The organism is Enterobacter sp. 237C8 (genome assembly GCF_034106865.1).
Taxonomy (GTDB): Bacteria; Pseudomonadota; Gammaproteobacteria; order Enterobacterales; family Enterobacteriaceae; genus Enterobacter; species Enterobacter asburiae_B.
On sequence record NZ_JAWNDF010000001.1, the window covers coordinates 949,162 to 967,613 of the forward strand.

19 protein-coding genes are annotated in these 18,452 nt (G+C 59.2%); 6 read left to right on the forward strand and 13 right to left on the reverse strand.

Annotated elements, in window-relative coordinates:
* The first annotated feature begins 11 nt into the window (after positions 1 to 11).
* The 5 genes from USF70_RS04650 to selO all read left to right on the forward strand — a co-directional run bounded on the left by USF70_RS04650 (position 12) and on the right by selO (position 4,372).
* Positions 12 to 563: a glutathione peroxidase gene (locus USF70_RS04650; protein WP_023311298.1), complete on the forward strand. Its 552-nt coding sequence runs from the start codon at positions 12 to 14 to the stop codon at positions 561 to 563.
* Positions 563 to 1,318: a vitamin B12 ABC transporter ATP-binding protein BtuD gene (btuD, locus tag USF70_RS04655; protein ID WP_320735321.1), complete on the forward strand. Its 756-nt coding sequence runs from the start codon at positions 563 to 565 to the stop codon at positions 1,316 to 1,318. Before USF70_RS04650 ends, btuD begins: the two co-directional genes overlap by 1 nt.
* Positions 1,319 to 1,392: 74 nt before the next feature.
* Positions 1,393 to 1,857 (forward strand): NlpC/P60 family protein, encoded by a 465-nt coding sequence (locus USF70_RS04660; RefSeq protein ID WP_047061629.1) that lies wholly within the window; start codon positions 1,393 to 1,395, stop codon positions 1,855 to 1,857.
* Positions 1,858 to 2,151: 294 nt separating this feature from the next.
* On the forward strand, positions 2,152 to 2,868 hold the full coding sequence (locus USF70_RS04665; RefSeq protein WP_032657851.1) for an EAL domain-containing protein: 717 nt from the start codon (positions 2,152 to 2,154) through the stop codon (positions 2,866 to 2,868).
* A 61-nt stretch (positions 2,869 to 2,929) separates the two neighbouring features.
* Positions 2,930 to 4,372, forward strand: coding sequence for a protein adenylyltransferase SelO (selO, locus tag USF70_RS04670; RefSeq protein ID WP_320735322.1), 1,443 nt, complete (start codon positions 2,930 to 2,932; stop codon positions 4,370 to 4,372).
* A gap of 40 nt (positions 4,373 to 4,412) precedes the next feature.
* On the opposite strand, the gene USF70_RS04675 is transcribed toward selO, so the two are convergent.
* Genes USF70_RS04675 through USF70_RS04695 form a run of 5 tightly spaced genes read right to left on the reverse strand, consistent with a single transcriptional unit; the run spans position 4,413 to position 9,187 of the window.
* On the reverse strand, positions 4,413 to 5,183 hold the full coding sequence (locus USF70_RS04675; protein ID WP_320735323.1) for a 3-hydroxybutyrate dehydrogenase: 771 nt from the start codon (positions 5,181 to 5,183) through the stop codon (positions 4,413 to 4,415).
* Between the two features lie 10 nt (positions 5,184 to 5,193).
* Positions 5,194 to 6,585 carry a GntP family permease gene (locus tag USF70_RS04680; protein WP_039262085.1) on the reverse strand — a complete coding sequence of 464 codons (1,392 nt, stop codon included), beginning with the start codon at positions 6,583 to 6,585 and terminating at the stop codon, positions 5,194 to 5,196.
* Positions 6,586 to 6,629: 44 nt separating this feature from the next.
* Complete coding sequence (locus USF70_RS04685; RefSeq protein ID WP_224978776.1) at positions 6,630 to 7,811, reverse strand: acetyl-CoA C-acetyltransferase; 1,182 nt, start codon at positions 7,809 to 7,811, stop codon at positions 6,630 to 6,632.
* Positions 7,812 to 7,820: 9 nt separating this feature from the next.
* Positions 7,821 to 8,477, reverse strand: coding sequence for a CoA transferase subunit B (locus tag USF70_RS04690; protein WP_029740425.1), 657 nt, complete (start codon positions 8,475 to 8,477; stop codon positions 7,821 to 7,823).
* Positions 8,478 to 8,479: 2 nt separating this feature from the next.
* Positions 8,480 to 9,187: a CoA transferase subunit A gene (locus tag USF70_RS04695; protein ID WP_033145285.1), complete on the reverse strand. Its 708-nt coding sequence runs from the start codon at positions 9,185 to 9,187 to the stop codon at positions 8,480 to 8,482.
* 140 nt (positions 9,188 to 9,327) lie between these two features.
* Between USF70_RS04695 and USF70_RS04700 the strand changes: the two genes are divergently transcribed.
* Positions 9,328 to 10,251 carry a LysR family transcriptional regulator gene (locus USF70_RS04700; protein WP_033145286.1) on the forward strand — a complete coding sequence of 308 codons (924 nt, stop codon included), beginning with the start codon at positions 9,328 to 9,330 and terminating at the stop codon, positions 10,249 to 10,251.
* Here the strand turns inward: USF70_RS04700 and USF70_RS04705 are convergent.
* From USF70_RS04705 to USF70_RS04740, 8 genes are all read right to left on the reverse strand, one after another.
* Positions 10,218 to 10,997 (reverse strand): heme ABC transporter ATP-binding protein, encoded by a 780-nt coding sequence (locus USF70_RS04705; RefSeq protein ID WP_069302687.1) that lies wholly within the window; start codon positions 10,995 to 10,997, stop codon positions 10,218 to 10,220. The two genes, USF70_RS04700 and USF70_RS04705, sit on opposite strands and share 34 nt — an antisense overlap.
* Entirely contained in the window at positions 10,990 to 11,982 is a 993-nt protein-coding gene (locus tag USF70_RS04710; protein ID WP_193139072.1) for a FecCD family ABC transporter permease, read from the reverse strand. The genes USF70_RS04705 and USF70_RS04710 overlap by 8 nt, the downstream gene beginning before the upstream one ends.
* A complete protein-coding gene (locus USF70_RS04715) occupies positions 11,982 to 12,803 on the reverse strand; it encodes a heme/hemin ABC transporter substrate-binding protein (RefSeq protein WP_112778313.1) in 822 nt (273 codons plus the stop codon). The genes USF70_RS04710 and USF70_RS04715 overlap by 1 nt, the downstream gene beginning before the upstream one ends.
* Positions 12,800 to 13,828 (reverse strand): hematinate-forming heme oxygenase ChuS, encoded by a 1,029-nt coding sequence (chuS, locus tag USF70_RS04720; protein ID WP_048977414.1) that lies wholly within the window; start codon positions 13,826 to 13,828, stop codon positions 12,800 to 12,802. The genes USF70_RS04715 and chuS overlap by 4 nt, the downstream gene beginning before the upstream one ends.
* A 35-nt stretch (positions 13,829 to 13,863) precedes the next feature.
* Positions 13,864 to 15,846, reverse strand: coding sequence for a TonB-dependent hemoglobin/transferrin/lactoferrin family receptor (locus USF70_RS04725; protein WP_320735324.1), 1,983 nt, complete (start codon positions 15,844 to 15,846; stop codon positions 13,864 to 13,866).
* A 77-nt stretch (positions 15,847 to 15,923) separates the two neighbouring features.
* The gene (hemP, locus tag USF70_RS04730) at positions 15,924 to 16,106 is read right to left on the reverse strand and encodes a hemin uptake protein HemP (RefSeq protein ID WP_033145291.1); all 183 of its coding nucleotides are present in this window, start codon (positions 16,104 to 16,106) and stop codon (positions 15,924 to 15,926) included.
* Between the two features lie 210 nt (positions 16,107 to 16,316).
* Positions 16,317 to 17,363 (reverse strand): 3-deoxy-7-phosphoheptulonate synthase AroH, encoded by a 1,047-nt coding sequence (gene aroH / locus USF70_RS04735; protein WP_033145292.1) that lies wholly within the window; start codon positions 17,361 to 17,363, stop codon positions 16,317 to 16,319.
* A 152-nt stretch (positions 17,364 to 17,515) separates the two neighbouring features.
* A complete protein-coding gene (locus USF70_RS04740; RefSeq protein ID WP_023311315.1) occupies positions 17,516 to 18,349 on the reverse strand; it encodes a pyruvate, water dikinase regulatory protein in 834 nt (277 codons plus the stop codon).
* Positions 18,350 to 18,452: the final 103 nt, after the last annotated feature.

Consider the following 18,452-nt stretch of genomic DNA (forward strand, 5'->3'; position numbering starts at 1 on the left):
GAGGGAATGCTATGCAGTCAGACATCCTGAATACTGAAGTGACCACCATTGATGGCGATAACACCACGCTGGAAGGCTACAAAGGCAACGTGCTGCTTATCGTCAACGTGGCATCCAAATGTGGCCTGACGCCGCAGTACGAGCAGCTGGAGAACATTCAGAAGGCCTGGGAGAAAGACGGTTTCACCGTACTGGGCTTCCCGTGCAACCAGTTCCTGGGCCAGGAGCCGGGCAGCGAAGAGGAGATTAAAACCTTCTGCAGCACCACCTATGGCGTGACGTTCCCGATGTTCAGCAAAATCGATGTCAACGGCGAAGACCGCCATCCTCTGTATGCGAAGCTGATCGCTGCCGCGCCGAAGGCCGTTGCGCCGGAAGGAAGCGGTTTTTATGAACGCATGGCCAGCAAAGGCCGCGCGCCGCTTTACCCGGACGATATCCTGTGGAATTTTGAAAAATTCCTGATTGGCCGCGACGGCCAGGTCGTTCAGCGTTTTTCGCCGGATATGACCCCTGAGGATCCGATCGTCATGGAATCGATCAAGCTGGCGCTGGCGAAATAATGTCGTTGCTGATGCAGCTCACGGACGTTGCCGAGCGGGGACGTCTGGAGCCGATAACCGGTACCATCAATGCGGGAGAAATCCTGCATCTTGTCGGGCCAAACGGTGCAGGGAAGAGCACGCTGCTGGCAAGGATGGCAGGCATGACCGTCGGAGAAGGGCAGATAACGCTGCTGGAGCATACGCTCGCCGACTGGTCACCGGTCTCGCTGGCGCATCGGCGCAGTTACCTCGTGCAGCAGCAGGTGCCGCCCTTTGCGATGCCGGTCTGGCACTATCTGATGCTGCATTTGCACGACAAACAACAGACGGCACTGCTGACGGACGTTGCATCGGCCCTGGGGCTGGAAGATAAACTGTCCCGGCACGCCAGCCAGCTTTCCGGCGGAGAGTGGCAGCGGGTGCGCCTGGCGGCCGTCATTCTTCAGATCCACCCGGCAGGTAATCCTCACGGGAGAATGCTGCTCCTCGATGAACCCATGAGCGGTCTGGATGTGGCGCAGCAGGCGGCACTGGATACGCTGTTAAGCGCCCTGAGCCGAAAAGGTATCGCCGTGGTGATGAGCAGTCATGACCTCAACCACACCCTGCGTCATGCCCACCGGGTGTGGCTGCTGTCGCAGGGAAAGATGATCGCCAGCGGTGCGCGGGATCGGGTGCTTACGCCGCCCCATCTTGCCCGCGCGTACAACATGTCGTTCCGCAGGCTGGATATTGAGGGACATAAGATGCTGATTTCTACCGGGCAGACGTAACCGTTTCTTGCCTCTTAGCACAATTGCACGCTAAATTACGAAAAGAACAAAAAAAGCAGAGGATTCGTCTGAAAATGCGATTCTGGTTTCTCCTGATGGCCGCACTTTTTCTTGCGGGATGCAGTAGCCATCGTGCGCCGCCGCCTAACCCACGGCTTTCAGATTCGATCACCGTCATTGCCAGCCTTAACGATCAGCTGAGCAACTGGCGCGGCACGCCTTATCGCTACGGCGGAATGAGCCGCGGCGGCGTAGATTGTTCCGGCTTCGTTCTGATGACGTTCCGCGACAAGTTTGATTTACAGCTTCCGCGCGAAACGCGCAAGCAGGCCGAAATTGGCACTGAAATTGATAAAGGCGATCTTCTCCCCGGGGACCTGGTTTTCTTCAAAACCGGATCGGGTGAAAGCGGTCTTCATGTGGGCATATATGATACAGACAATCAGTTCATTCACGCCTCGACAAGCCGCGGGGTGATGCGCTCTTCTCTTGATAATGTTTACTGGCGTAAAAATTTCTGGCAGGCACGACGTATATAGTCTTTGTCAGACACTTCTCTTATGACGGCATGGTATCTAATAAATCATGCCGTTTTTTCTCAAATAAGATGCTTAAAGTTAAATTTATCTAAAATTAGCGAATCCTGCATGTGTCTGTTTTATCTAAAACTGGCTATTATTCGGCAACCAGGATAAAATTATTTTAGATTCAGGGATAAATCTGAAAATAAATACGGAACTAATGAAATTAATCTTATTAAAATCAAGACAGTGGAATTGTGTCGGCAATTGCTCCAGGATGTCCTCTCTCATCTTTAATGCGGAGCGAGTGCAATGATTATTACGCTAGATAATGCTTACCAGTCTGAACTGCTGCTTCTGCCTGCTCGTAATAGCGCAGGGGAGCTTAAAGGTTTAGAGGTTCTGGTTAACTTTACTGGCGTCGGCAGCGATGTGCGGATCCCCACTGAGCTCGTTATCCCTCGGCTTTCAGCAGCTGAAGAGTTAGTGCTGTTTAACGAAAAATTGCAATTGCTTGATACCTGTAAACTGTTTTTTATTCAGCATCAGTTAATTGCATGGATCAATATTACACCTGCAATAGTTGAATTTTTATTAAGTAATGGAAACGCTGTTTCAATCCTTGAGCGTTACCCGTTTCTTGAGTTTACTGTTAATGAGAATTATCCAGGTTTAAATAACGGAAAGGACGATCTGCAGCTGGCGAGAATGGCAATCCATTTCCCGTTGGTCCTGGCAAACTTTGGCGCAGGTGCCGCATCGCTCAAAGCGGTCTATGATGGATTATTTAAACGGGTTATTCTCGACAAAGGTTTCATTCAGCAGCGTGCCCCGGAGCTCTCTTTCGAGCCTTTTATGCGCGCCATCCTCTGGCAAATCACGCCGCACTGCCAGTCAGTGATCGTCTCGGGCATTGACGACCACGGCCTGTTGCAACGCGTTTTGTCCTTCAATTTTGGCGCCATGCAGGGCGCACTCTGGCCAGCCGTCTCTGCGGAGCACGTTACATCGCTGGTTCAGCAGCGATAACCCTTGCTTTCGCCCGTGTTTAAGTCCGGGTAAACCCTCTACACTAAAAGCAGGAGGACTTATGACCCTGTCTTTTACTGCTCACTGGCATGACGAGTTGCATGGCTTTTACACCGCACTCAAACCAACACCGTTACAAAATTCACGCCTTATCTGGCACAACGATTTGCTGGCAGAAGAGCTGACCATTCCGCCTGAGCTGTTTCAGCTTTCAGAGGGCGCTGGCGTCTGGGGCGGTGAAACGCTTCTCGCCGGGATGCAACCTCTGGCTCAGGTCTATAGCGGACATCAGTTTGGCGTCTGGGCGGGGCAGCTGGGCGACGGCAGGGGGATCCTGCTCGGCGAACAACGGCTTCCCAACGGGGGAACGGTTGACTGGCACCTGAAAGGGGCAGGCCTTACTCCCTATTCGCGAATGGGCGACGGGCGCGCGGTGCTGCGTTCAACGATTCGCGAGTGCCTGGCGTCCGAAGCGATGCATGCCCTGGGTATTCCCACTACGCGCGCGCTGTCGATTATCACCAGCGATACGCCGGTAGCGCGCGAAACGGTGGAAAAAGGGGCAATGCTGATGCGTATTGCGCAAAGCCATTTGCGCTTCGGCCATTTTGAGCACTTTTACTATCGCCGCGAGCCGGACAAGGTTCGCCAGCTGGCTGATTTTGCCATTCGTCACCACTGGGCGCATTTGCAGGACGAGGCGGATAAATACGTTCTCTGGTTCAGGGATGTGGTTGCCCGTACCGCAAGCCTGATTGCCCGCTGGCAAACGGTGGGCTTTGCGCATGGCGTCATGAATACGGACAACATGTCGATCCTCGGGCTGACCTTTGATTACGGTCCGTTTGGTTTCCTGGACGATTATCAGCCTGGCTATATCTGCAACCACTCCGACTATCAGGGACGTTACAGCTTTGATAATCAGCCAGCGGTTGGCCTGTGGAACCTGCAGCGGCTTGCGCAAACCCTGTCGCCGTTCATCGACGTAGATGCCCTCAACGATGCGCTCGACAGCTATCAGGACATATTGCTGCGAGAATACGGCTCGCTGATGCGCAACAAGCTGGGGCTGATGACGCAGGAGAGGGGCGATAACGACATTCTCAACGGTCTGTTTGCCCTGATGGCGCGCGAGGGCAGCGATTATACCCGTACCTTCCGGATGCTGAGCCAGACGGAGCAGCACAGTGCGGCCTCGCCGCTGCGCGACGAGTTTATTGACAGACAGGCGTTTGACGACTGGTTTGCCACTTACCGCGCGCGGCTGCAGCAGGAGCAGGTGGACGACGCTGTCCGACAGACGCAGATGAACGCGACAAATCCCGCGATGGTGTTGCGCAACTGGCTGGCGCAGCGGGCGATTGAGCAGGCAGAGCAGGGGGAGTATGACGAGCTACACCGTTTGCATCTGGCGTTGCGCACGCCGTTTGCCGACCGGGATGATGACTACGTCAGCCGCCCGCCTGACTGGGGCAAGCGGCTGGAGGTCAGCTGCTCAAGCTAGAGATTTTGCCGGGTGGCGGCGTCGCCTTACCCGGCAAAAATTACTGCGCAACCCAGCCGCCATCCATATTCCACGCGGCGCCGCGAACGTTCACGGCGCCATCGCTGCACAAAAACAGCGCCAGTTCACCCAGCTGCTCCGGAGTGACAAACTCGCCCGAAGGCTGTTTCTCCGCGAGAAGCCGATCGCGAGCCTGCTCCGGCGGGACGCCTTCAGCGATGCGCTGGTCGATTTGCTGTTGCACCAGCGGCGTCAGTACCCAGCCCGGGCAGATGGTATTGGCGGTAATACCGGTGCGGGCGGTTTCCAGCGCCAGCGATTTCGTAAAGCCCACTACGCCATGCTTGGCGGCAACGTAGGCTGACTTCTCTTTTGAGGCCACCAGCCCGTGAACGGAGGCGATATTGATGATGCGCCCCCAGTTTTTCTCGCGCATGGCGGGCAGCGCCAGCCGGCTGGTGTGAAATACCGAGGAGAGGTTGATGGCGATAATGTCGTTCCATTTCTCCACCGGAAATGCGTCAACCGGGGCGACATGCTGTATCCCGGCGTTGTTGACAAGAATGTCCACGCAGCCAAACTGCGATTCGGCGTAGCGCATCATGGCTTCAATTTGCAGCACGTCACGCAGGTCCGCATCGTGATAGCCCGGCTTTTTGCCCAGCTGCGCAATCTCTTCTCTTGCTGATTCGCTGTCGCCGAAACCGTTGAGGATCAGCTGCGCTCCGGCCTTCGCCAGCACGCGGGCGATCCCAAGTCCAATGCCGCTGGTCGAGCCCGTCACCAGCGCGGTCTTACCGTTCAGATTCATCTTTCTCTCCTTACACAATGCCGGTCAGATAGAACACGGCAATGACAAAAAGCACTGCCAGACTTTTAATGAGGGTGATAGCGAAAATGCCGCCGTAGGCCTGACGATGGCTCAGGCCGGTAATCGCCAGCAGGGTAATCACCGCGCCGTTATGGGGAAGGGTATCCATCCCCCCGCTCGCCATCGAGGCCACGCGGTGCAGAACCTCAAGCGGGATATTGGCGGCGTGGGCGGCGGCGACAAACGAGTCTGACATGGCGGCGAGGGCAATGCTCATCCCGCCGGACGCCGATCCGGTGATCCCCGCAAGCACCGTCACGCTGATGGCCTCATTCAGCAGCGGATTCGGGATGGCCGCCAGTGCTTTGGATAACACCAGGAACCCGGGCAGGGCGGCGATCACCGCGCCGAAACCGTATTCCGAGGCGGTATTCATCGCCGCCAGAATGGCACCGCTCACCGCGGTCCGGCTGCCTTCTGCCAGACGACCCCGGATATTGCGAAAGCCAAAAATCAGCACCAGCACGATACCGGAGATCAGCGCCGCCTCGACGGCCCAGATGGCGGTGATCTTGCCCACCTCGGTGACAATCGGTTTCGCCAGACCGGGCAGAGTCAGCTCGTGGGTCGTGCCGTACCAGCCGGGGATCCAGCGGGTAAACAGCAGGTTCAGTATGCCCACCACCAGCAGCGGGGAGATAGCAATCAGCGGGTGCGGGAGGTTAATGTTATCCGGCGTTTCGGGTTCATTTTTCAGATCCGTGCCGTAGCCTTCGTTGTTATTGAACGCCTTACGACGCTGGCGCTCCAGCCAGAGCAGGCCAAAGACGATAATAAACAGAGAGCCAATAAGCCCAAGCCACGGCGCGGCCCAGGCGTTCGTGCCAAAGAAGCTGGTGGGGATGATATTCTGGATCTGCGGCGTGCCGGGCAGGGCGTCCATGGTAAACGAAAATGCCCCCAGCGCCACGGTGGCCGGGATCAGCCGCTTGGGGATGCCGCTCTGGCGGAACAGTTCCGCGGCAAACGGATACACCGCAAATGCCACCACGAACAGCGACACGCCGCCGTAGGTTAACAGCGCGCACACCAGGACGATCACCGGAATGGCGTGGCGACGACCGAGGATCTGAATCGCGGCCGCGACGATGGATCGTGAGAAACCGGAAAGCTCAATCAGCTTGCCGAAAACGGCCCCCAGCAGGAACACCGGGAAGTAGAGCTTGACGAAGCCCACCATCTTTTCCATAAACAGGCCGGTAAACGTCGGGCCGACGGCACCCGGATCGGTCAGCAGCACGGCGCCGAGCGCCGCAATCGGCGCAAACAAAATAACGCTGTATCCGCGATAGGCCGCCAGCATCAGCAGCGCCAGCGCCGCCAGGGCAATTAACACACTCATTACGACTCCTCACTTTAGTTATTATTCGGATACCAACGAGATGCTTAACGCTCGACGGTCAGAGCAATGCCTTGCCCGCCGCCCACGCACAGGGTGACGAGCCCTTTTTTGACGTCACGGCGCTCCATTTCGTACAGCAGCGTCACGAGGATGCGGCAGCCGGAGGCGCCAATTGGATGACCCAGGGCGATAGCGCCGCCGTTAACGTTCACCCTGCGCTCATCCCAGCCGAGCTGCTTGCCCACCGCCAGCGCCTGGGCGGCAAAGGCTTCATTGGCTTCAATGAGATCCACGTCATCGAGCGTCCAGCCCGCCCTCGCCAGCGCCGTCCGGCAGGCGCTGACCGGTCCGATGCCCATTACCGACGGGTCAACGCCCGTCACGGCGTAGCTCACGATGCGACCGAGGATCGGCAAACCGCTCTCCCGCGCCTTTTCGCCGCTCATCAGCAGCACCGCAGCGGCACCGTCGTTGAGCGTTGACGCATTTCCGGCCGTGACCGTGCCTTCCGCCTGCAGAAAGGCGGGGCGCAGCTGCGCCAGCTGCTCAGCGGTGGTGCCAGGCCGGGGCTGTTCGTCACGGCTGACAATAAGCGGCGGTTTTTTGCCCTGTTTTACCGTCACCGGCGCTATCTCGGCGTCAAACCGACCCGCTTCAATGGCAAAGGCCGCTTTTTGCTGCGACCGGGCAGCGAAGGCGTCCTGCTGCTCGCGGGAAATGGCATTCTCCCGGGCGACGTTTTCAGCGGTAATCCCCATGTGGTAATCGTTGAACGCGTCCCACAGGCCGTCGGTAATCATGCTGTCCTGCAGGCCAGTATGGCCAAAACGCAGCCCTGAACGCGCGCCGTCCAGCAGATAGGGGGCGTTGCTCATGCTCTCCTGACCGCCAGCGATGGCCACGTTCGCGTCGCCGCAGCGGATCGCCTGCGCGGCGAGCTGCACCGCTTTTAGGCCCGCGCCGCACACCAGGTTGACCGTTGTCGCCGGCGTGCTGACGGGTAATCCGGAGGCGATGGCCGTCTGGCGCGCGGGGTTTTGCCCGCATCCCGCCGTCAGCACCTGTCCGAAAATCAGTTCATCTACCTGTTCTTCGAGAAGATTGCTGTTCTCCAGCAGTTGCCGCACCGCGACGGCCCCCAGTTCAACCGCCGAAAGGGACGATAGCGAGCCGCGAAAACTGCCTATGGGGGTCCGCGTTGCCCCGACAATCATGACTTCTTTCATCGTGAGTCCTCAGTTGAAGCGCATCTCGCGAACGTCGTCCGCCACAATCATTTTTCCGGCTGTCTTAGCCGCAATTTCGTCGATACTGACGCCGGGAGCGTATTCCCGCAGGATGAACGCGCCGTCCTCGATCTCCAGCAACGCGAGGTCGGTCAAGACCCGACGGATGCAGCCCGCGCCCGTGAGCGGCAGCGTGCAGCGCGGCAGCAGCTTAGACTCACCGCTTTTCGAGGCGTGGGTCATCACCACAATGATGTTCTGCGCCCCGGCGACGAGATCCATTGCGCCGCCCATGCCCTTGACCATCTTTCCGGGGATCATCCACGAGGCGATATTGCCCTCGACGTCCACTTCAAACGCGCCCAGCACGGTCAGATCCACATGACCGCCGCGGATCATGGCAAACGACTGGGCCGAGTCGAAAATGGCCGCGCCGGTGCGTGCGGTGACGGTCTGTTTACCGGCGTTGATCATGTCGGCGTCAAGGCTCTGCTCGTCAGGAAAAGCCCCCATCCCCAGCAGCCCGTTTTCCGACTGAAGCATCACGTCCATCCCGTCCGGAATGTAGTTCGCCACCAGGGTAGGAATACCGATCCCCAGGTTGACGTAATACCCGTCGCGCAGCTCGCGGGCGACGCGCATGGCCATCTGTTCACGGGTTAACATCGTCAGACTCCTTCCGCGCGCAGGGTGCGCTGTTCAATGCGTTTTTCAAACTGGCCGACAATCAGCCTGTCGACGTAAATTCCCGGGGTATGAATGGCCGACGGGGGCAGCTCGCCCGGTGCAACAATCTCTTCCACCTCAACGACCGTTATCCGGCCCGCCGTTGCCATCAGCGGATTAAAATTTTGCGCGGTATGCCGATAGACAACGTTGCCGTACCAGTCCGCTTTCCAGCCCTTAATGAGCGCGAAATCGCCGGTAATGGCCTCTTCAAGGATGTAGTGCTTCCCCGAAAACTGGCGCACGTCTTTGCCGGCAGCCACGGGCGTGCCGTAGCCGGTGGCCGTGTAAAATGCCGGAATGCCCGCGCCGCCCGCGCGCACCTTTTCCGCCAGCGTGCCCTGAGGCGTGAGTTCAATCTCCAGTTCGCCGCTCAGCACCTGCCGCTCGAACAGGGCGTTCTCGCCGACGTAAGAGGCCACCACTTTGCGAACCTGCCGCGTTTCGAGCAGTATCCCGAGACCGAAACCGTCCACGCCGCAGTTGTTTGATACCACCGTCAGATCTTTCACCTGACGGCGTCTGACCTCTGCAATCAGGTTCTCCGGAATCCCGCACAGGCCGAAGCCGCCCGCCAGCAAGGTCATTCCGTCCGTCAGCCCTTCCAGCGCCTGCGCATAGCTGCCGACGCGCTTGTCCAGTCCCGCCATAGTTATCCCTCCCGTTATCCGTGCCAGTATCATTAGGGGCGGCGACTCATTTGTTAATTTTGAATTTGTGACCCACTCATTTGGTTTTTTTATTAATTTACTGTTAACTAAAATTTTTCAATTAGTTAACAGGATGAAAAATGAGAATGAGTGTCAAACAGTTACGCGCGTTTTTAGCGGTAGCTCACACTCTCAATTTCGCGCACGCCAGCGAACGGCTGAATCTTTCCCAGCCGGCCCTGAGCCTGACGATTAAAGCGCTGGAGGATGCGCTCGGTGGACCGCTGCTGCAGCGGAGCACGCGCAAGGTCGCGCTGACGCAGGAGGGAGAGACGTTTTTGCCGATGGCGCGCCAGCTGCTTGCCGACTGGGATAACGTCGAAGAGGCGATGCACCAGTGCTTTACCCTGCAGCGCGGTAAAATTTCGGTTGCGGCCATGCCGTCGTTTGCCGCGAATGTCCTGCCCGAGGTGCTAAAAGCGTTTCGCGATCGCCATGCCGGGATCAACGTCACCGTGCATGATGTCATTAACGAGCAGGTGATAGAGATGGTGCGGGAAGGGCGGGTCGAGATGGGCATCGCCTTTGAGCCCGCGCCAACGCACAACCTGCTGTTTACCCCGCTGGGCCTCGACAGGTTTGTGGCCATTGTGCCAAAAGATTCCTCGCTGGCAGGCAAGAAGCGCCTGTCATGGGAAGAGCTGCTGACGCTGGATTTCATCACCCTGCAGCGCCCTTCGGCGGTACGTCTGATGATGGAGGAGGAGCTGGCGCGAAGCGGCAGAAAGCTGGATGTGGCGCTGGAGAGTCATCAGCTGGTGACGGTCGGGCGAATGGTCGCGAGCGGGCTGGGCGGCAGCGCCGTTCCGGCGCTCTGCGAGGCGCAGATGACGGCGCTGGGCGCGGTCTGTATTCCGCTGGATAACCCGCCGATAGAAAAGTGCATTGGAGCGATCCATCCAGGACACACGCAGCTCTCTAAAGCGGCGCATGCCCTGCTGGAAACGCTGAAAGATTTTTACCAGCCCAATCAGGGGGCGAGAAACACCTGCGGCGCGGCGTGAGCCGGATGCCTGCCGACGATAACCTGCGCGCCGTACCAGCGCGCCAGCGCGTCGGCCTGCAAAACGGTTTCCGGTGCTCCCTGGGACACGATTCTGCCGTCATGCAGCAGCAGGATGCGGTCCGCCCACAGCGCCGCCAGATTAAGGTCGTGCAGCACCGCGCAAACGTGCAGATGACCCCGACGGGTCAGGGATTTCAGCAGGCGCAGCAGATGCTGCTGGTGATAGAGATCCATCGCAGACGTGGGTTCATCAAGGAACAGCCAGCCGCGCGGCGCGCCGTCGCACCAAAGCTGAGCCAGCGCGCGGGCGAGCTGGATGCGCTGCTGCTCGCCGCCGGAGAGTGCGGCAAACTGCCTGCCCGCCAGCGGTAAACAGCCGGTGACGGCCATGACCTCCTCAATAACCGTCGCTTCAGGCGTGCGGGTCCAGGGCGCTCGCCCCATACCGACGACCGCCTCAACCGGCCAGTCAAATCCGAGCTGCGTGTTCTGGCGCATCACCGCCCGGTAGCGGGAGAGCCTGTGCGGCTGCCAGGCCGCAAGCGGTGTGCCCGCCAGGCTGCACCGTCCGCCCGCAGGTTTAAGGTAGCCGGTCAGCAGCCGCAACAGCGTTGATTTCCCGGCGCCGTTGGGGCCAATCAGCGCCACCAGCTCGCCCTGAGATAAGGTCAGCGACACGTCGTCAATCAGCGTGCGTTGTCCGGCGCGAAAAACAAGGTTTTCAGCACAATAGCGTTCAGCCATGCGCACCTCCGCGATGAAAGATAAGCCACAGAAACCACGGCGCGCCGAGAAGGCTGGTCAGTAAGCCGACCGGCATTTCCGCCGGTGCGACCAGGCTGCGCGCCAGCGTATCGGCAACCAGCAGAAGCAACGCGCCGGCCAGCACCGAGCCGGGGAGCACGGCCCGGTGGTCGGCTCCCAGCCACATGCGCACCAGGTGCGGCACCACCAGGCCGACAAAGCCGATCACGCCGCTGACCGCAACGGCGGCGGCCACCAGCAGGGCGCTGCACAACAGCAGGATCCGCTGCACGGCGGCAACCTCCACGCCGAGGTAATGTGCCTCTTCGTCGCCCAGCTGCAGCAGGTTGAGGGCGCCTGCCAGACGCCAGATCGCGAGCACGGTGGGAACCATCAGCGACGCGACGACCAGCAGCGTTGACCACTGCGCCTGGCCGAGGCTGCCCATTCCCCAGAGCGAAAGCTGGCGAAGCTGGGCATCATTGCTGAGCCATGACAGCACCCCGACGGCCGCGCCGCACAGGGCGTTGATAGCAATTCCCACCAGCAGCAGGCGCGACAGGGAAGCGTCACGCTGACGGCTGAGCAGGAAAATCACGAAGGTGGCGGCCAGCGCGCCGAGAAACGCCGCCAGCATCGGGGCATACAGCATCACCAGTGCAGGCAGCGAGAGCGGAAGAACCACCCACAGCGCAACGGCGAGCGCTGCGCCGCTGCTGATGCCGAGCAGTCCCGGGTCTGCCAGCGGATTTCGAAACAGCCCCTGCATCACGCAACCCGCCAGCGCCAGTGAACCGCCGATCGCCAGCGCCAGCAGCACGCGAGGCAGGCGGATTGTCAGCCAGATTTGACGCAGCGCCTCGTCGGTCCCGTTCCACATCAGGCTGATCGGCAGGTGTAATGCCCCAACCCCGGTCGCTGCGAGCGTCATGATGGTCAGGATCGCGGTCAGCATCCATAACGATAAGGCGATCCGCCGGGACATCAGGGCAGCAGCTCCGCTTTGGCACGCAGCTGCTGGATGGCTTCCGGCGTTCGCACGCTGAAGCCCAGCAGCGCCATATCGTCAATCGCCAGCACCTGCTTGTTCCGTCCCGCCGGGGTTTGCGCCAGGCCGGGCAGCGTCCACAGATTCGCTTCACCGCCCAGGGCGTTGAGACCGTCCTGAGAAATCACCACCAGATCGGGTTGGCTGGCTATCGTGCCTTCCTGAGACAGCGGCTGATAGCGGGTAAACCCCTGCATCGCGTTCTGCAGCCCCGCCGCACGAATGGCAGCATCCGCGCCGGTCTGTTGTCCGGCGGCCATGGCGGTCATCCCGCCGTGGTTGAGAATAAACAGTACCCGCTTATTGAGCGGCGACGCGGGAAGCGCCGACAGTGCCTGGCGCAGCGTGCTGCGCAGGACCTCCCCCTCGACCTCGCGGTGCGTCGCTTCAGCGACGATCCGCACCTTTTCGTCAATGACGTTCAGGTCGTTACTGGCAGGAACAGCGATCACCCTGACGTGGCTTTGCTCAACCTGCTTTAGCGCCAGAGACGGCTGCGCCTGAGCGCTGGCCAGCACCAGCGTGGGGCGCATGGATAAGATCCCTTCCGCATTGAGCTGGCGCAGATAGCCCACGTCAGGCAGCGAATTCGCCGCCTGCGGCCACTGGCTGGTGCTGTCGCGGGCCACCAGCGAGGGCGCCGCGCCGAGAGCGTAGACAATCTCGGTGACGTCGCCGCCGAGGGTAACGATTTTCTCCTGCGCCGCCGCAGACGCCAGCAGGGGCAGGGCGCTAAGCAGGGCAAGCCACCGTTTCATGCGGCCAGCCCTTTCGCCGTTAAGGCGTCAATCTGGCTGCGCCACTGGCTCTGCTCCGGTTCGCCTTCCGTACGCTGGCCGTACAGCTGGGCGATTTGCGTTCCGTCGGCGGCAAACAGCTCCAGGCTGGTGACATGCCCGTCAGCCGTCGGCTTGCGCGTGACCCACGTTTCCGCAATGGATCCTTCAAGCAGATGCAGGGTAAAGGTTGGGTTAAAGACGTTCAGCCAGCCTTTCATTGGCACCAGCTTTTCCACCGCGCCGGTGAAGATCTGCACGCAGCCGCGGTTGCCGACGAAGACCATGATTTCGTTACCGTCCCGACGCGCCGTCTCCAGGAGCTGCGCCAGCGCGGTGTTTTCTACCCGGCAGGCCAGATCGTCACCCACCAGGCGAAACGCCTGCTGGCGGCTGAGGTTATGGCGCTTGAGCAGGCTGAAGAACTGATGAACGTCGGTCATGGCGCGCCACTCGTTATCCACGAGAGCGGCATTTGCGTTTTCTGCATGAGCCGGAGCATCGGCTATCCTCAACGCCAGCGGCGGGTTGTCGGCAAAGATAAAGCGGGTCAGCACGTCGCCCCAGGCGGAAACGTCGGTGTTGTCCGTGGCGTAGACCTTCAGCAGGGCATCGCCCTGGTGATCGAAGAACTGAATGCTCTGCCGCTCGCCGCGTGCGGTGGCTTCACTGATGTGAAACACGCTCGACCACTGGTTGAGGAACAGGCGCAGATCCAGCGCGCGCGGGTTCAGCACCAGCCCGGCGTGGCCGTTCAGGTGCTGGTTGGTAAATCTCCCGACCTGCTCGTGTACGGCGTATTCGTTGCGGCAGATACATTTGGTTTCGCCCACCGCCTCCAGCGCGCCCAGGATCTCGCGGATTTCACCGCGCAGTCGCCAGGCGTCGTGACCTACGCGGGCAAAGGTCAGCTCTGCTTCACTGATGTTCATTAACCCCGCAACGTCGCGCGCGTACATACCCGGATTGGCTTCTTTTAGCTCAAGCCAGCGCGTGTAGTGATTCATTGTCTCTTCCTTCTGAATAGTTGCCCCGAAGGGAATTACCACTGATAGCTTACGAAAATCTTGCCGTTACGACCGTCCTGCGGAATGCCCTGAGGTGACCAGTACGCTTTGTCAAAGGCGTTGCCCAGCACCAGCGTAGTGGTCACGCCTTTGAGCCGCTCCTGGCCTTTGTAGCTCACGTAGAAATCGTTGACCGCATAGCCCGGCTGCTTGCTGTAGCTGCCGCTGATATGCGTTGAGCGATCGACAAAAGTACCGATCCAGCCGACGGAGAACCCGCTTTGCGCCACCGGGATATCCAGCTTGCTGGTGACGGTGTCCGGGTTAATGCTGGAGATGTACTCGCCCGTATCGGTGTCTTTCCCGCGCGTGCGGTTGTAGGCCAGATCGAGGCTGAAGAGATCGGCCGAGTATTTTGCCATCATATCCCAACCCCAGATTTTGGCGTTCGGAACGTTGTACGACATGGTGGTCGCGGCGGCAAAATCGACGGTGGTGGAGATATAGTCTTTGGCTTTGGTGTCGAAATAGCTGGCTTTAAACTCCAGCGCATCGTTGGCAAGCATCAGATCGTCAAAGCGCAGGCCAAAACCAAACTCCTGCGTTTCGTTGGTTTCCGGGCGCAGGTTCGGGTTTGGCACCCAGTAGTTGGTATAGAAGCGGCCAATGGAGAAGTGTTTGGCGTCGTTATACATTTCGCCCATGGTCGGCGCGCGGAAGGCCTGCGCGTAAGAGCCAAACAGCATCAGCCAGTCGGTTGGGCTGATGGTTAACCCGGCGCGGGATGACCACTTGTCTGCATCCACATCTTTGTAGCCGTCGCTGCTGCCGCGGTAGCTGTCATAGCGCGTGCCGCCCAGCAGGGTAACAGGCAGATCGCGCAGGGTGATCTCATCCTGCAGCCAGCCGGAGCTGAAGTCGATTTTCGCGTCCGGGAAGCCGGTGGTTGCCCCGCCCGGATGCTGCTCCTGACGATAGTATTCCCCGCCGTAGGTCAGAAGGTGTGCTGCAAAGGTGTCTCTGAACAGACGGGTGCGGTTTTCCACCTTGCCGCCTTTGGTGGTCTGCTTGCGGAACTCACCGCTACCGTCGATGTTCTGGGCATTAATGCGCGCTTCGGACCAGTAGACCTTCGCGTCGGCGTCCAGCCAGTCGTACCCTTCCGGTGAAATGTGGTAGCCAACCTGCGCATCGCGCTGGATGGTGGAGCGGTCGGTCATCGGGTTACTGCTGTCCGCCCCGGTGGTTTGCGGGTTTTTCGGCTCCTGAGCGGCGTTGTTGTAGTAGCGCAGGGAGCCGCTCAGGGTCTGGGTGGGGTCGATTTTCCAGCTGCCTTTCGCCAGCATGTTGTTGATGGATTCGTCGTTAGGCGCGGTTGCACCGTCGCTCTGGCGGACATCACCGCGATCCCGGCTGGACCAGGAGACCAGACCGTCAAGCGTATCGGTGCGGCCGTAGGCGCTGGCCCCCATCCCGAGGCTATGATCGCCCGTTGCGCCCGTTCCAAACACGCGGTAGCCGCTGTTTTTACCCGGTTCGAGCAGATCGTTGGCATCGGCGGTGTCATAAGAGATCACGCCGCCCAGCGCGCCGCTGCCGTACAGCAGGGCCGACGGGCCGCGGACCACCTCGATACGTTTGATTAGCGCGGGATCGAGAAAGGTGCTGTTCAGGTGGCCGGTGTCGGTGCCCTGACGCACGCCGTCAACCAGCACCAGCACGCCGCGACGGTCATAGCCGCGCAGGTTGACGTCCTGCCCGTTAGTGCGCCCAGTGCCGTCCAGCGTCAGACCGGGGACGTTACGCAGCAGGTCGGCCGCCGAGCTTGCGGTTTGTTTCTCCGGCGCGCTGGCGTCAATTACGCTTACCATCATGGGCGCTTCAAAGGTGCTGCGGGCGTTGCCCGTGGCGGTGACGGTAATGTCGTCTGTGGCGGCGAACGCGACGCCCGGTAGGGTACTGGCAATCGCCAGCGCCAGAAGTGACGGACGTAAAGATGCGGAAGGCAGGTGTGGCATAGCAACTCTCCATAAGAAGTGAAAAGCGCTGGCTGCCTGGGGATAACCTGGGTGGCTGGCGTATTTTTAGGTGTTGTTTATTTTGTGAGGATCAGTTTTCCGGCATGGGTCTGGCGCAGAAGATAGCGCTGTCCGTCATGCTCGATAATGACCCGTCCCTCATCGCCGAGGAGGGTTTTGCTGTCAATGCGACGCTCGGCGGGGGCTGGCGCTGTGTGTGTTTTTTCTGGCGTTGCCGCGCTGTTATCCGTACGTGACATAATGTTTATAAATGGCAATCAATGTAACAATGATAATCATTATCAATAAAGTACAAATTGACGGCAAGCGTTTTTGTGAAAAAAGGATGAGGGGATCAAATTTGGGGGGGGAGGTGCGGTCTGATGCCCTCACCCCGACCCTCTCCCACAGGGAGAGGGAGAAGGGCACAATCGTAGGTCGGGTAAGCGCAGCGCCACCCGACAATAACATCAGAAGCGAGAATCAACCGCAGCTGCCAGCTTTTCCAGCAGCAGTTCGCTGTCTTCCCAGCTCAGGCACGGGTCGGTGATCGACTGGCCGTAAACCATCTGCTGTCCGGCAACGATTTTCTGCGTGCCTTCTTTGATAAAGCTCTCAGCCATAATCCCTGCAACGGCGGTCGAGCCGCTGCGGATCTGCTGGCAGATCTCATCGCAGACGTCCAGCTGGCGGCGATGCTGCTTCTGGCAGTTGCCGTGGCTGAAATCCACCACCAGATGTTCCGGCAGGTCGAATTCGGCCAGCGTTTCACAGGCCGCCGCAATATCCTGGGCATGGTAATTGGGTTTCTTCCCGCCGCGCATAATGATATGCCCGTAAGGGTTACCGCTGGTCTGGTAGATGGTCATATGACCGCTCTTGTCCGGCGACAGGAACATGTGGCTGGCACGGGCAGCGCGGATGGCATCAACCGCGATACGGGTGTTGCCGTCGGTCCCGTTTTTAAAGCCGACCGGGCAGGAGAGGGCAGAGGCCATCTCACGGTGGATCTGGCTTTCGGTAGTGCGCGCGCCAATCGCGCCCCAGCTGATCAGATCGGCGATAAACTGCCCGGTCACCATATCGAGAAACTCGGTCGCCGTCGGAACGCCCAGCTCGTTGACCTGTAAAAGCAGCTTCCGCGCCAGCTCGATACCGTGGTTAACGCGATAGCTGCCGTTGAGGTCAGGATCGGAAATCAGGCCTTTCCAGCCCACCACGGTGCGCGGTTTTTCAAAGTAGGTGCGCATCACGATCTCAAGGCGATGCTGGTACTTATCCCGCAGTCCCTGAAGTCGTTTTGCATAATCCATCGCGGCATCCAGATCGTGGATGGAGCAAGGCCCAATCACCACCAGAAGACGTTTGTCTTCACCGTTCAGGATTTTTTCAATGCGGCGGCGGGAGGCCGTCACATGTTCCGCGACGGCGGCGGAAACGGGATGCCGCTGTGCCAGTTCAGCCGGAGTGACCAGGCTGTCAATGCGCGCAGTGCGGAGTTCATCGGTTTTATTCATGGAATGTCTCAGAAAATTTTTGCTTCATCGGTAGACTACCGGGAAGTGATGGGCATCACCTTAAACCAATCCCTGCTGATTTCAAGTTCGGGGCGACACCGCCCCGTGGTTGCAGATGATGATACCTGAATCTGAGCCAATGTACTAGCATATTAGTACATGCGGCGATTAAGCCCCATGATGTCGAGAATTTTGGTGGCAATTTCTTCAACCGAATAGTTGGTGCTGTTCAGCCACGGGATCTGGTTTTTGCGGTACAGCGCTTCCACTTCCGAGACTTCCATCCGGCACTGGCGCATGGAGGCGTAGCGGCTGTTCTCGCGGCGCTCCTCGCGGATGGCCGCAAGGCGTTCAGGGTTGATCGTCAGGCCGAACAGCTTGTGCTGCAGCGGCTTAAGGGCGGCGGGCAGCACCAGGTTATCCATATCGTCGGCGATAAACGGGTAGTTTGCGGCGCGAATGCCAAACTGCATCGCCAGATAAAGGCTGGTCGGGGTTTTGCCGCAGCGCGACACGCCAAGCAGGATCACCTGCGCCTGGTCGAGATTTCGCAGCGAAATACCGTCGTCGTGGGCCAGGGTGTAGTCGATAGCGGCGATACGCGCGTCGTACTTGGTCAGGTTGCCGGGGTTCAGCCCGTGGGTTCGGTGGGCAATCGGGGTCGGGTCGAGCTTAAGCTCGCTCTGCAGCGGCGCCACCAGCGCCTGCACGATATCCTGGCAGAAGCCTTCACTTTGCAGAATGATGGAGCGAATCTCAGGGATCACGATAGAGTAGAACACCAGCGGGCGGACGCCGGTCTGCTGGTAGATGGCGTCAATCTGGTCCTTCACCGCTTTAGCGCGGCTCTCGTTTTCGACAAACGGCAGCGTGATGCTGTTAATCGAGACGGGAAACTGCGACATCACCGCGTGGCCCAGCACCTCGGCGGTGATCGCCGTACCATCAGAAATATAAAAAACGTGGCGATCGACAGCACTATCCATTTTACTCACCCTGAATATCAGACCTAATTGTCTGAAAGCATAAATTAAAAAAGTAAATTACACAGCAAAGAACTTATCCTAATTATGAATGAAACGCTGTTTT

Bases quoted from the DNA above. Each gene is read 5' to 3' on its own strand.
- aroH (WP_033145292.1), bottom strand. From the start codon at position 17,363: ATGAATAAAACCGATGAACTCCGCACTGCGCGCATTGACAGCCTGGTC.
- USF70_RS04725 (WP_320735324.1), bottom strand. From the start codon at position 15,846: ATGCCACACCTGCCTTCCGCATCTTTACGTCCGTCACTTCTGGCGCTG.
- selO (WP_320735322.1), top strand. From the start codon at position 2,930: ATGACCCTGTCTTTTACTGCTCACTGGCATGACGAGTTGCATGGCTTT.
- USF70_RS04740 (WP_023311315.1), bottom strand. From the start codon at position 18,349: ATGGATAGTGCTGTCGATCGCCACGTTTTTTATATTTCTGATGGTACG.
- USF70_RS04660 (WP_047061629.1), top strand. From the start codon at position 1,393: ATGCGATTCTGGTTTCTCCTGATGGCCGCACTTTTTCTTGCGGGATGC.
- chuS (WP_048977414.1), bottom strand. From the start codon at position 13,828: ATGAATCACTACACGCGCTGGCTTGAGCTAAAAGAAGCCAATCCGGGT.
- USF70_RS04680 (WP_039262085.1), bottom strand. From the start codon at position 6,585: ATGAGTGTGTTAATTGCCCTGGCGGCGCTGGCGCTGCTGATGCTGGCG.
- USF70_RS04675 (WP_320735323.1), bottom strand. From the start codon at position 5,183: ATGAATCTGAACGGTAAGACCGCGCTGGTGACGGGCTCGACCAGCGGC.
- USF70_RS04705 (WP_069302687.1), bottom strand. From the start codon at position 10,997: ATGGCTGAACGCTATTGTGCTGAAAACCTTGTTTTTCGCGCCGGACAA.
- USF70_RS04665 (WP_032657851.1), top strand. From the start codon at position 2,152: ATGATTATTACGCTAGATAATGCTTACCAGTCTGAACTGCTGCTTCTG.
- USF70_RS04710 (WP_193139072.1), bottom strand. From the start codon at position 11,982: ATGTCCCGGCGGATCGCCTTATCGTTATGGATGCTGACCGCGATCCTG.
- hemP (WP_033145291.1), bottom strand. From the start codon at position 16,106: ATGTCACGTACGGATAACAGCGCGGCAACGCCAGAAAAAACACACACA.
- USF70_RS04690 (WP_029740425.1), bottom strand. From the start codon at position 8,477: ATGTTAACCCGTGAACAGATGGCCATGCGCGTCGCCCGCGAGCTGCGC.
- USF70_RS04650 (WP_023311298.1), top strand. From the start codon at position 12: ATGCAGTCAGACATCCTGAATACTGAAGTGACCACCATTGATGGCGAT.
- USF70_RS04715 (WP_112778313.1), bottom strand. From the start codon at position 12,803: ATGAAACGGTGGCTTGCCCTGCTTAGCGCCCTGCCCCTGCTGGCGTCT.
- btuD (WP_320735321.1), top strand. From the start codon at position 563: ATGTCGTTGCTGATGCAGCTCACGGACGTTGCCGAGCGGGGACGTCTG.
- USF70_RS04700 (WP_033145286.1), top strand. From the start codon at position 9,328: ATGAGAATGAGTGTCAAACAGTTACGCGCGTTTTTAGCGGTAGCTCAC.
- USF70_RS04695 (WP_033145285.1), bottom strand. From the start codon at position 9,187: ATGGCGGGACTGGACAAGCGCGTCGGCAGCTATGCGCAGGCGCTGGAA.
- USF70_RS04685 (WP_224978776.1), bottom strand. From the start codon at position 7,811: ATGAAAGAAGTCATGATTGTCGGGGCAACGCGGACCCCCATAGGCAGT.